General features: G+C 42.3%; 10 protein-coding genes and 2 tRNA genes. 11 read left to right on the top strand and 1 reads right to left on the bottom strand.

What is annotated here, in order from left to right:
• The first annotated feature begins 11 nt into the window (after nucleotides 1-11).
• Together DXA60_RS00755 and fliB are read left to right on the top strand one after the other, a co-directional pair.
• Nucleotides 12-260: a phospho-N-acetylmuramoyl-pentapeptide-transferase gene (locus DXA60_RS00755; RefSeq protein WP_117918709.1), complete on the top strand. Its 249-nt coding sequence runs from the start codon at nucleotides 12-14 to the stop codon at nucleotides 258-260.
• A 28-nt stretch (nucleotides 261-288) separates the two neighbouring features.
• Entirely contained in the window at nucleotides 289-1,362 is a 1,074-nt protein-coding gene (gene fliB / locus DXA60_RS00750) for a flagellin lysine-N-methylase (protein ID WP_117918707.1), read from the top strand.
• Nucleotides 1,363-1,427: 65 nt separating this feature from the next.
• On the opposite strand, the gene DXA60_RS00745 is transcribed toward fliB, so the two are convergent.
• Nucleotides 1,428-1,559 (bottom strand): thioredoxin, encoded by a 132-nt coding sequence (locus DXA60_RS00745; RefSeq protein ID WP_117918705.1) that lies wholly within the window; start codon nucleotides 1,557-1,559, stop codon nucleotides 1,428-1,430.
• Between the two features lie 283 nt (nucleotides 1,560-1,842).
• Here DXA60_RS00745 and DXA60_RS00740 point away from each other — a divergent pair, with 283 nt between their 5' ends.
• The 9 genes from DXA60_RS00740 to dnaG all read left to right on the top strand — a co-directional run bounded on the left by DXA60_RS00740 (nucleotide 1,843) and on the right by dnaG (nucleotide 12,940).
• Nucleotides 1,843-2,598 carry a peptidoglycan recognition protein family protein gene (locus tag DXA60_RS00740; RefSeq protein WP_117918703.1) on the top strand — a complete coding sequence of 252 codons (756 nt, stop codon included), beginning with the start codon at nucleotides 1,843-1,845 and terminating at the stop codon, nucleotides 2,596-2,598.
• A gap of 33 nt (nucleotides 2,599-2,631) precedes the next feature.
• Nucleotides 2,632-4,128, top strand: a complete 1,497-nt coding sequence (locus tag DXA60_RS00735) for a methyltransferase (protein WP_117918701.1) — start codon at nucleotides 2,632-2,634, stop codon at nucleotides 4,126-4,128.
• Nucleotides 4,129-4,133: 5 nt separating this feature from the next.
• Nucleotides 4,134-6,785 (top strand): sensor domain-containing phosphodiesterase, encoded by a 2,652-nt coding sequence (locus DXA60_RS00730; protein WP_117918699.1) that lies wholly within the window; start codon nucleotides 4,134-4,136, stop codon nucleotides 6,783-6,785.
• A 144-nt stretch (nucleotides 6,786-6,929) separates the two neighbouring features.
• Nucleotides 6,930-7,014, top strand: a tRNA-Leu gene (locus DXA60_RS00725).
• Between the two features lie 27 nt (nucleotides 7,015-7,041).
• Nucleotides 7,042-7,125, top strand: a tRNA-Leu gene (locus DXA60_RS00720).
• Nucleotides 7,126-7,391: 266 nt separating this feature from the next.
• Nucleotides 7,392-8,573 (top strand): fibronectin type III domain-containing protein, encoded by a 1,182-nt coding sequence (locus tag DXA60_RS00715; RefSeq protein WP_117918697.1) that lies wholly within the window; start codon nucleotides 7,392-7,394, stop codon nucleotides 8,571-8,573.
• 116 nt (nucleotides 8,574-8,689) lie between these two features.
• Nucleotides 8,690-9,670, top strand: coding sequence for a guanosine polyphosphate pyrophosphohydrolase (locus tag DXA60_RS00710; RefSeq protein ID WP_117918796.1), 981 nt, complete (start codon nucleotides 8,690-8,692; stop codon nucleotides 9,668-9,670).
• A gap of 131 nt (nucleotides 9,671-9,801) precedes the next feature.
• Entirely contained in the window at nucleotides 9,802-10,815 is a 1,014-nt protein-coding gene (locus tag DXA60_RS00705) for a deoxyguanosinetriphosphate triphosphohydrolase (protein ID WP_117918695.1), read from the top strand.
• Between the two features lie 292 nt (nucleotides 10,816-11,107).
• A complete protein-coding gene (dnaG, locus tag DXA60_RS00700) occupies nucleotides 11,108-12,940 on the top strand; it encodes a DNA primase (RefSeq protein WP_117918693.1) in 1,833 nt (610 codons plus the stop codon).
• Nucleotides 12,941-12,965: the final 25 nt, after the last annotated feature.

Below are 12,965 nucleotides of genomic sequence, written 5' to 3'. Positions count from 1 at the left end.
AGGGGAATAAGATGAAGTTTTCATGGAAAATGATTGCTGCTGCATTAAGTTATGCATTAGGTGTTCTGGGCTGGTGCTATGTTGGCGGTTATAAGATCCTGACTGGTCCGGTAAAGGGACTGATCCTTGCGCAGATGGCAGGAAGCATGTCTTTGGGACGACTGGCAGCTGCAGCGATTGAAGGATTTATATATCTTTCATTAGCAGGCGGAGTCTGGTGCATTGGGTATATGTTAAGCAGTCATTTCAGGGAAGATTGAGAAATACATAGAGAGGAACGAAAAGAAAATGGTGTTTAGAGTGCCGTCATATTATAAAGAGTTCCGGTGCATTGCTGATAAATGTCCGGATAATTGCTGCAGAGGATGGGAAATTGATATTGATGAGGATACACTGGATTATTATAAGGATCTGAAAGGACCGATGGCAGAGAAAATCCGTGCATCGATCAGCGAGGATGGCAGTTTTGTGTTAAATGAAGAGGGATGGTGTCCGCTTCTGAATGAAAAGGGACTCTGCGAGGTATGTCTGACTTTGGGGGAGGATTCTCTGTCAGAGGTGTGTACGGAATATCCGAGATTTACGACGGAGTATCCGAAAACGAGAGAAAAAGTATTATGTCTTTCCTGCGGGGAAGTTGGGCGTATCGTCTTTTCAGATACGGAAACGATCGGATTTGACGAACAGATTCTTTCGGAAGATTATGATGAGTATGAGTGGGAGGAGGGGGATGATGAGCTTGCGGAGAAACTTGAAGCAGTAAGAGCACATGCGATCGGCCTGCTTCAGGATCGCACTCATTCCATAACAAAGCGCATCGCAATGTATCTCGATTATTGCTGTCAGATGCAGAAGGAGCTGTTTGAGACAGCACCAAAAACGGAAGAACCGGAAAAGATCAGCCTTTACGAGGCATTCTTACAGCGGCTTTCGCAGTATGAGGAGCTTGAATCCATTGGTGATGCGTGGTCTGATATGGAAGATAGGCTGAAGAATTTTTATAATGAAGAAAATTATGAAAAGACGCACCGTGCTTTTATGGAGTCACAAAAGGAAAACGAGTATCAGTATGAACATCTGATGGTATATTATACTTTCCGTTATTTTATGAGGGCATTCTATGATAACAATCTGCTTGAAAAGGCGCAGTTTGCAGTTGCATCTTTTTTGATGGTGCGTGATATGGATGTCATGGTCTGGATGGAAAACGGACAGAAATTTGATCTTTCAGACCGTGTCGAAACAACGAAAGTTTATGCAAAAGAAGTAGAGCATTCCGAAGAAAATATAGAAATGCTAGGAGAATCATTTTTGTTTGAAGACGTATTTTCCGTAAAAGATCTGCTTGCACAGATCATGTAAAAAAATAAGCCGGGTGACAGGGCACCTGACAGCTTTCATAAGCTGACGGCCTAATCAACCGGCTTTTAGTATCTGCCTGTGAGAAAATGCAGGAAAGATACAGGCTTTTTCCCGGCGGCTTTTGTCTCATCGATATATTTCTCATAGAAAGAAACAACTTCAACGAAAGACATTGCCGGATCGATTGCATAAGTCATACAACACACCTCCTTATTTGTTTTCTATAATATAGCATAATGTATCGGGAAAATCAACAAAAAACAATTCGACATATTGTGCAATATATACAAAAACTGATGAGACGGACGAAAAACTGTACAAAAGCAGGAAAATAACAAGTGTGTATTTTTACTAGATTTCACATAATAAAATTGTATAATATTACTTGAGATTTAAAAAAGTGATTATTTTTCCAGAAATGAAACGGGAAAAATAAAAATATTATACAAAATATTTCTGACATAAGAAAAAGGGGAGACTATGGATCAGGGAGAAGCAGGCCGCAGACGTGAAGCGGAAAAAAGAAGATACGAGGCACGAAAAAGAAGACAGAAGAAACGGAAAAGACAGCAGATGTTTGCGGGCGGTGTCATGATCTTTACGGCAGTTATGTTTGTGGGAGTGATTTTATATGGTGTATGGCGCATATCCCACAGGACAATACAGACACAGGATGAGATCATTGTGGAGGAAACGAAATATATTGCGGACCGGCCGGATTTTTCTGTGCAGCTTTTAGATTATAATGAATTCTCAAGACCGGGAACGGCACTTGAAAAAATAAATGGGATTGTTGTGCATTATACCGCAAATCCGGGAACAACGGCGCAGCAGAACCGTGATTATTTTGAAGGACTGGCGCAATCAGGGGAAACGCATGCAAGCAGTCATTTTGTGATCGGGATCAGTGGGGAGATCATCCAATGCATTCCATGCAATGAAATCGCATATGCTTCGAATGAGAGAAATGCCGATACGATTTCCATAGAGTGCTGTATTCCGGATGATACGGGAAAATTTACGGATGCGACTTATGGATCGCTGGTTCATCTGGTGACATGGCTGATGGGACGTTATGATCTGACTACGGATGATGTGATAAGACATTATGATGTAACAGGAAAGGCATGTCCGAAATATTATGTGGAAAACGAGGCTGCATGGGAGCAGTTTAAGTCGGATCTTGTCAATTACATAGAGACCAACGGTATTGCAAAAACAGAGGAAATACAGTAAAATGAGAGTATCAATTATGTCGAAGGAAGCAGTATGATAGAGAAATATTACGAAGCATTGCAAAAAAGAGAAAATCTCCGCGAAAACCTTGTAGAATTGCGTAACAGGATGAAAGATGAAACCGTCAGAAAACAGTTTGCGTCACTGACCGGGGATGGCAGATTACTGTTAGAACTGTTAGAGGAAGAAGATCCTAAGGTGCGTAAAAATGCAGCGATGATCCTTGGGGAACTGAGGCTGGCAGGTGCTGCAGATGCATTAGTTACGGCATATGAAAGGGAGCAGACTCTTTTTGTAAAAAGCGCGTATTTAAAGGCACTTGCCTATTTGGATATTACGGCATATCAGGAACGGCTCAAAGAGAGGATGGAAGAACTTCTCTCTTATACTCCGGCAATAGAAGAAAAAAAGCATATTGATGAGGAGGTTCGTGCACTTGGCAGGCTGTTAGAAAAGGCAGAAGATAACAAAAGTCACGCATTTACCGGATTTAAAGATCCACATGAGATGCTGCTGCTGACCGGGCATACACGTACGGATGTAACCTTGAAGGAAATTGGGGAACTTCCAGCGGATATCAGGAGAAAAACGGCAAAACATCCACTCGGAGTGGCAGTGTATACAAAGGATGTGCGTGCTATGGCAAATCTGAGAACTTACCGTGAACTTTTGTTTCCGATCCGTTTAAAGCAGGATGAGGGGCAGGCAGATGAGTTAGCAGATGCGATCTGGCAGAGCGGCATCAGTGATTTTTTAAAGGAGTGTCATAAACAGGACACCCCGTTTCGTTTTCGTGTAGAGATCCGGGCAGATATGGAGAACGACAAAAGAGCTTCTTTTGCGAAAAAATTTGCAATACAGTTAGAGCGTGCATCAGCGAGATGGCTGACCAATTCAACGGGTGATTATGAAATAGAGATTCGTCTGATAAAGAAAAAAGATGGAGGATTTGCACCATTTTTAAAACTGTACACGATCCCGATGCGGCGTTTTGCCTACCGGAAAAATGCAGTTGCAGCATCCATTCATCCATCACTGGCAGCAATGCTTGTGGCACTTGCAAGACCATATCTCAAAGAAAATGCACAGATCTTAGATCCATTCTGCGGAGTGGGGACAATGCTCATCGAGAGAGACATTATAGAACCGGCAAGGGAAAAGTATGGGATCGATATTTTTGGACCGGCGATTGAAGGAGCAAGGGAAAATGCCTCTTTAGCGGGTGAAAAGATCAATTTTATCCATAGAGATTATTTTGATTTTAGACATGATTATCTGTTTGATGAGATCATTACCAATATGCCGGTAAGGGGAAAACAGTCACGCGGTGAGATGGATACACTTTATGCTTCATTTTTTGAAAAATCAAAAGAAATTTTAGCACCGGGCGGAACGATGATTTTTTATTCAAATGAAGAAGGCATTGTAAAGAAACAACTTCGTTTACATACAGAATACAGGTTGATACAGGAGTTTGTGATTTCAGAGAAACGTCATTTTAGTCTGTATATCGTTGGAATAAAGGGGTAAAGGGAATGGCACTTTTGAGTAGGAAGAAGGAAGATGATCCTTTAAGATCAGAACAGGTACTGTTGGATGTATCACTGATGCAGAATCTGCAGGACCGTTTCTGTGATGCGAATAACCTGTATCTGATGTGTCTTGACAGAGACCGCACGGAAGTCACAAAGACATATGGTTCGAAGGAAGAACTTGAGTATCTGGGCAGTGTGATCGACATGGACAGACATGCCGGGCTGTTAGAACGGCTGCAAAACAGCAGGATTGAAAGCGTGATTGAAGAGGACTGTGGTGCAGATGGAATCCGGATGTGCGGGGTAGCTGTAAAGGTAAGCGGAGAGGTATCTGCGATCTGGATCGTGGTCGGTATAATGGAAGATGCCGGAGAAAATGTACCGGATTACATGATGAGAACAACGCCGGAGCGTTATTATAAGTCGATCGAGTTTTTGGAAACATTGTCAAAGCAGATGTTTGCCGTCAAATTAGAGGAACTTTTAGCACAGGAGGCTTTTTTAAAGAGCCGCGAGTCGGAAGAACAGATGGAGACGGAATTAAAACGTAATGAGGCGATGACAGCGATCGTGCGTATGCTTGAGTCGGAGGACAGTTTTGATGGAATTGTCCAGGATATTCTAAAGGAGGCATGTGGGTATCTTGAGATTTCTGCTGCGGTTTTGTTCCGGGAAAATATAGACGGCGCAACCGTTAATATGATCAGTGAGTATTATTCCGCGGGAAGAGAGTCCCGGATGGATGCTTCACAGAACATTCCAAAAGCAGAATTGCCTTTTTTTAATGGAAAACCATACATGATCTCTGCAGATTCGAAGATGCCTGAGTCGTTCCGCAGACTATTTGATGCACAGAAAATGAAAGCAGGGCTGTTCCTGCCGATCGATGTTGGTGGGAAAACAGGGATGTATGTCTGCTTCTGTGAGGATGAAAAAGAACGTATCTGGGACAGTGGAGAGATTAAGTTTGTCAATGATGTCAGAAGGATCATACAGACGATCCTGGTAAAACGTATCGCGAAAAATTCACTCGCAAGTTCGTATGCGTCACTGGAGGCGATTCTTGAAAATGTGGGATGCGGAATCTACGTGATGGATACAAAAGAAAATACCATCCTGTATACAAACCAGCGTTTCCGTAAAGCGTTTGGTGGAGATATACACAGTGCCGGCATTGAAGAATGTTTAAGACAGGGAGCACAGTCAGAGGACAGCCTTTATTTCAGGGAAGTTTACTCAAAAGAAGAAAACCGCTGGTTTGATCTGCACAGTACAAGGATCAACTGGGTTGACGGAAGAAAAGTTCTTTTATGTACGATTTATGATGTGACAGATAAAAAATTATATCAGCAGAAGATTGAGCGTCAGGCAAACAATGATTTCCTGACAGGGCTTTATAACAGAATGCGCTGTGAACAGGATCTGGAACGGTATATCCGTCAGACGAAAGAGTTTGGTGGAGAGGGAGCATTACTTTATATTGATCTGGATGATTTTAAGCATATCAATGACGGACTTGGACATCAGTATGGTGATGTTTTACTTAAGAATATTTCCGGCAGCCTGCAGAGGATTCCCGGTGTGGAGAATAACTGTTACCGTATGGGCGGTGATGAGTTTATCATCATACTGGCACATCATCATATGACAATGCTTCAGCAGATCTTAGATGAGATCAAATCGTTATTTACAAAACCGTGGATGTTAAAAGGAACAGATTATTACTGTACGATGAGTATGGGAGTTGTGCGTTTCCCGGCAGATGGGGACACGGTGGAAGAACTGATCAAAAAAGCAGATATTGCCCTTTATTCTGCAAAGTGTGCAGGAAAGAACCGTATAGAGTTTTATGATGACAATGTTGAGTCTACCTCTTACAAGCGGCTTGATCTTGAAAAGAATATGCGCAATGCAACGAGAAATGCATTCAGCGAATTTGAAGTATATTTCCAGCCAATCGTAAATATCACAAAAGAAGGAAATCCATGTGCCGGTGCAGAAGCACTGATACGCTGGAATTCAGGGGAACTTGGATTGATACCGCCGACAGATTTTATCCCGCTTGCGGAATATTTAGGACTGATCAACCCGATCGGCGAATTTGTTTTGCGTGAAGCGTGTATCCATTGTAAATACTGGAATGATATGGGGCATCCGGAGTACAAAGTAAATGTTAATCTCTCTGTAGTACAGCTTTTACAGAACGATATCGTAGAGCGGATCGCACATGTGATCGAGGAGACAAGGATCACACCGCAGAACCTTACCTTAGAAGTAACAGAGAGTCTTGCGGTCAATGATATGAGCCGGATGAAACGGATTCTTGCAGATATCAGACATCTTGGAGTACGTGTTGCGCTGGATGATTTTGGTACAGGCTATTCTTCTTTAAATCATATCAGGGAGATGCCGATTGATGTCATAAAGATCGACCGCTGTTTTATCATTGATATTGGAAAAGATGATTTCTCCAACGCATTTGTAAAAATGGTCGGAGAACTGGCAACTGCGATCCATGTGAATGTCTGTGTAGAGGGCGTGGAGACAAAAGAACAGTTAGATGCGCTGATGGGATCAAAGGTTCAACTGATTCAGGGATTCTATTTTGGAAAACCGATGAAGGCAGAGATGTTTGAGAGACAGTTCCTGTAAGGGCTGTCTTTCAATATCTAAATAATCAAAACAGTTCCAAAAATTAAAAAAATAAATAAAATTAAAAAAATATCAAAAAAACTGTTGACATATTTGTTTTTCTCTGTTATTATAAATGAGTCGTCGCGAGAGAGTGATTGATACGCGGAAGTGTCGGAATTGGCAGACGAGCAAGACTAAGGATCTTGTGTTCATTGCGAACGTGTGGGTTCAAGTCCCATCTTCCGCATCAAAGATTTCTTTGATTGACGGGTTTGCAGGAGTGGCGGAATTGGCAGACGCGCAGGCTTCAGGTGCCTGTGGTAGCAATATCGTGTGGGTTCAAGTCCCATCTCCTGCATTTTTATATGTTAGGGTGAAAGAAGCATTGAGGATTCGATGCTTCTTTTTTTTCTCTCACAGAAGACATGGGTGTCAAAAGGCGGCTCACAACTTAGTGGTTGTCAAATTGCGCAAAGCCGTGGCCCATTTTATGACTTTGGGAGAAAATTACGTTCCGTGAAAATAGTACTTTTTCCATAGAGAAAATACAAAAAGAATATGCTAAAATGAAATCGTATTGTTTCTTTACATTAGAGAAGTAAAGAGGAAAAGGAGAAAATCTATATGAAGAAAATGAAGACGTATATTCTTGGAATGGTTCTGGCATTTGCATTGATCCTTCTTCCACAGAATGTATCAGCAGCAACACAGATCCCTGTCACGGCTGTGGAGGATATCACGGATGTGATGGCAGTAGGTTCTACGAATATTAAGGTCCCGACCGGAGAATACAGTAATGTGGTACAGTTTAGCTTAAACAAACCGTCATATGTGTATGTGTCTGCGTATTCGACAGTTATGCATGAGGATTATGATTCTTTAGGTGCGATTGAGGAATTTGCAGTATATTCAGATGCAAACTGTTCGAATCTGGTTACCGGAGACGAGGTAACTGTTGTATGGGGGAATGAGAGAAAGTCAAAATATCTGTGCCTCGATGCTGGAAATTACTGGATTTGCTTTGCTAAAACTAAAAACGGTAGTTACAATGATGTCAGTTATGGCGAGTTCCGCCTTTCAGTTGCAGCCCAGTATCTGAATGTAACCGGAACAAAGAATGGTTCCTGGGGACGTGCAAAACAGATTACCACGGATAAAAAAGTAACTGGATTTTTAAGTTCCAACACAAGAAAAAGCTGGTTTAAATTTAAAGTATCCGGAGATACAACAGCAAGATTGAACCTTTCACTGGAGAATCCGCTGGGAGAAAGTGTTTTTGAAAGCAGCAAAACAGGTGTGACGTTATACCGTTCGAACCATAATGTATTGGAGCGTATGAATATTGCAGAAAATTATTATTCTTCTGCATGTTCCAAAGAGGTTACATTAAAGAGCGGTACTTACTATATTGAAATTGCAGGCAGTGAAGCATATAAAGATAGCTTGGATCCGACAAACCTGAAAAAAACCGGTGTGAACAACATGGGTGTGGTAAACTTAAAGATTACCACAGTCAAAAAAACCAAAATTTCCAAACTTTCCAATGTGAAAGGAAAGAAAGCACAGGTTACATATAACAAAGTAAGCAATGCAAAGGGATATGAGATCCAGTATTCCACGGACAAGAAGTTTAAAAAGGGCGTGAAAGTCAAAAAGGCAAACGCAAAGACAACAAAGGTTACTCTGAAAAAGCTGACAAAAGGAAAAAAATATTATGTGCGTGTCAGAGCATATCGTGTGGACGAGGATGACAACAGAGTAAACGGCTCATGGAGTGAGGCGAAATCAGTAAAGATCACAAAATAAGACTGCAAGGTATAAGTGGCGCGGCAGAAAAACTGCCGCGCTATTTGCATTTAGGAGGAAATCATTTATAATAGATACCAATGTGGCACAGAAGGCGGAAAACAAAGGATGGAAAAATGATTGCTTTAAATGATTATCTTTATTCCGGGGATACGGTATTTCGGATTTTAAAAAAATATACAGAAGATTTAAAACGTGTGGCAGAGGAAAATGACAGTGAGGTGGATCGGTTACACTGTAATTTCCTGATGCAGATCATGGAACTGCTAGAGCATAATGACTTTTTGACAGCACAGTCGCAGAAAATACGGGAATTTTATCAGTATATGGCGAAACAATATCCTTACCTTTCTTTTACTTTTAAAGGAAGGATCAAATCACTGATCCGTGCGGAAGCAAAATTCAACGGATATATCGTAGAGCATGTTTATAATTATTATCTGAAAAACCATGCCTATCCTCCGGTGGATGAATTAAAGGAACGGCTGAGCTGCTTCAGGGACCTGATTGCATACCGCATTGTCATATCCATGCCTAAATGCCATGTGGGAGATGAAAAGGAAAGAGAACAGGAAGAAATCAGACATTTATATGAGATCGCAAATGTGCTTAAGGTATTTTTAGAGGAGCGGGGATTTACGGCAGAACCGGCAGGCGGTATAAAGCTGAGTGATTCTTCACTGCTCAGTGAAGAAGTACGGCCGTATTACAGGGATTATATTGTGAATGAAGAACCGGATGGATACCGGTCGTTACATATTACTTTTTTTGACAACAGTGCACATTGTTATATGGAAATGCAGCTTAGGACAAAAGCGATGGATGATATAGCGGAAATCGGACCAGCGAATCATCTGGGATATGAGAAGAAGCAGGAGAGTGAACGTGCAAGACGTGATGCTGTTCCGGTGGGGGAATGTATTTATTTTGATGAGGCATATGAAAGAGGAATGAAACTGCAGCAGATCGAACTGGCAAAACTGGATGTGAATATGTTTTCGGCAATTGATAACAGCCTGATCAATGATGGGTGTGGACTTTACCGGGGAAGACTGATCCTTCCATATGAACATTTATCTCGTTTTCAAAATGATTAATGGAAAAGAGGGCAAAGTTGAGGGCAAAATTTTGTCATTAATTTAAAATAAAAAAAGGAAATCGAAAAAGAACGCGGAATATATATATTGTAATTACTGTGTGGCAGGTTTATCCAAAGAGGAGGAACAACATGTCGATACGGGAAGATATTGAACGGATGGAATGTGAGAACTTAAGTCCGTATGCTACGCTCAGCATACATTCAAGAGGACGTGATTATCCGGAAGAACAGTGTGATATAAGACCTGTATTCCAGCGCGACAGAGACCGGATTTTACACTGTAAGGCATTCCGCCGGTTGAAGAATAAAACACAGGTGTTTCTGACACCCAAAGGAGATCATTACAGAACGAGGCTTTCACATACCTTAGAGGTATCACAGAATGCCCGCACGATCGCGAAAGCACTGCGGCTCAATGAAGATCTTGTCGAGGCGATCGCATTAGGGCATGATCTGGGACATACGCCGTTTGGGCATGCTGGTGAGTTTGTGCTGAATGGACTGTGCGATGAAGGTTTCCATCACAATGAGCAGAGTGTAAGGATCGTTGAGAAGCTGGAAAAAGACGGTAAGGGACTGAATCTGACCTGGGAGGTAAGGGATGGCATCTTAAACCATCAGACGAGTCTGATGCCGCATACTTTAGAAGGAAAGATCGTCCGGCTGTCGGATAAGATCGCCTATATCAATCACGATATTGACGATGCCATAAGGGCGCAGATACTGACAGAGGAGAATATACCGTTAGAACTTCGGAAAACACTGGGATTTTCGACGAGGCAGCGTTTAAATACACTGATACATAACATCATCAGCAACAGTGTTGGAAAAGACGATATCATTATGTCGGAGGAAGTAGAGCAGGCTATGATCGAACTGCGCAAATTTATGTTCGGCCATGTCTATAAAAATCCGGTAGCAAAAGGGGAAGAGACCAAGGCAAAAGCCATGATCGAGCAGTTGTTCTTCTATTATATGGAACATGTAGACCTTCTCCCTGAGAAATATCTGCGCATGCGTGATGCCGGTGAAACAGACCAGCGTATCATCTGCGATTACATCTCCGGCATGACAGACCAGTACGCCATCACAAAATTCAGCGAATACTTCATGCCACAGGCCTGGCAGGTAGATGGATATTAGAAATTAAAAAGCCTGTGGCATTGCCACACGGCCTGGCAGGTAGATGGATATTAAAGTTACAATTGCGAAATTCATTGAAATCGAAAGTGGTTGCGACAGATTGGCAGCTGAATAAGAAAGTGCTGGGGAGCCGCCGGTCCTTAGCAACCGTGTTTTGGTCGCTTAGTACCGTTGCGAGCGACACGCAGCGCAAGCGTACTTTCGTTTTAGCTGCCAATCTGTCGCAAATGTTGGAAACTGAAGTTGAATTTCGCAGATGTAAGATGAATATAAACAACGAAAGGAGAAAAAGATGCCGTATTATTCTGATGACATCATAGAAGAAGTGCGTTCCAGGAATGACATTGTTGATGTGATTTCCCAATATGTGCGTCTTTCAAAAAAGGGCAGTACCTATTTCGGACTCTGCCCGTTTCATAATGAAAAAACAGGCTCCTTTTCCGTGTCGCCTAACAAACAGATGTATTATTGTTTCGGATGCGGCGCGGGTGGAAATGTATTTACATTTCTGATGGAGTATGAAAATTTTACATTTGGTGAGGCGATGGAAGCGTTAGCCGACCGCGCCGGTGTGGAACTGCCAAAACAGGAATACACCAGTGCACAGAGGCAGGAAGCGGACAAGCGCGCAAGACTGCTTGAAATTAATAAAGAAGCAGCAAAATATTTTTACATGCTGCTGCGTGGAGAGAGAGGTGCGCGCGCGCTTAACTATTTCAGAAAGCGTGAGCTGTCAGATGAGACAATGCAGAAATTCGGTCTCGGTTATTCCGACCAGTACAGCGATGATCTTTACCAGTATCTCCGCAAAAAAGGATACGAAGATGATATTTTAAAAGAATCCGGTTTAGTCAGCATTGATGAGAGGCGCGGCGGGTATGATAAGTTCTGGAACCGTGCGATGTTCCCGATTATGGATGTACACAATAAGGTTATTGGTTTTGGTGGACGTGTCATGGGGGATGGTGAGCCGAAATATCTGAATTCTCCGGAAACAAAGATCTTTGATAAGAGCCGCAATCTTTACGGATTAAATTTTGCAAGAAGCACCAAAAAGCCACAGCTTCTTCTTTGTGAAGGTTATATGGATGTGATCGCCCTGCATCAGGCAGGGTTTGACAATGCAGTTGCTTCTTTGGGAACGGCACTTACGAGTGGACATGCAAATCTGTTAAAGCGCTACACGAAAAATGTTTATCTGACCTACGACAGCGATGGAGCAGGTGTAAAGGCGGCGCTTCGTGCAATCCCGATCTTAAAAGAAGTTGGGATCACCACGAAAGTTATCAATATGAAGCCGTACAAAGATCCGGACGAATTTATCAAAGCACTTGGTGCAGAGGAATATCAGAAGCGGATCGATACAGCAGAAAACAGTTTTATGTTTGAAATACGTATCTTAGAGCAGCAGTATGATATGCATGATCCGGAGAGCAAGACAAAGTTTTATAATGCGGTTGCAGAGAAACTTTGTACGTTCGGGGAAAAATTAGAGCGTGATAATTATATTGCTGCGGTAGCAGAGAAGTATATGATCGGTATAGAAGATCTGCGCAGGCTGGTAAACCAGTATGGTGCAAAGATCGGTATGGCAGCGGGTGGTGCATCACCTGTGAGAGAGCGGGCAGAAGTCAGGCGTGACCAGGGCGGTGCAAAGAAAAAGGAAAGCGGTATGATACAGTCACAGAAACTGCTTTTGACCTGGCTCATCGAGCATACCGGATTATTTCCTAAGATTGAGAAATATATTTCGCCGGAAGATTTTACAGAAGAGATTTATCATAAAGCGGCGGAAATATTATATGAACAGTATCGGGATACCGGTACCGTCAACCCGGCAAAAATTGTCAGTATGTTTCAGAATGAAGAAGAACAGCGCGAGATCGCAGGTCTTTTTCATGCCACGATCCGTGGTGTAGAGACAGAAGGAGACAAAGAAAATGGTGGATATTCCAAAGAAACGTTTGAGAAAGCGTTAAAAGAAACCATTATCCGGGTAAAACAAAACAGCATTGAGTATCACTTGAAGAACATGGCACCGACTGATATGGCGGCGCTGCAACGGTCAGTGGCGGATAAGAAGGCACTTGAAGAATTAGAGAAAGTGCATATTTCCATTGATTAAGGACAAAATAGTAGAAAACCTGAGA

Source organism: Roseburia sp. OF03-24 (assembly GCF_003463035.1).
Taxonomy (GTDB): Bacteria; Bacillota; Clostridia; order Lachnospirales; family Lachnospiraceae; genus Roseburia; species Roseburia rectibacter.
Note: the sequence above shows the minus strand (reverse complement) of the source record. Positions and strands in the feature narration are given on the sequence as shown.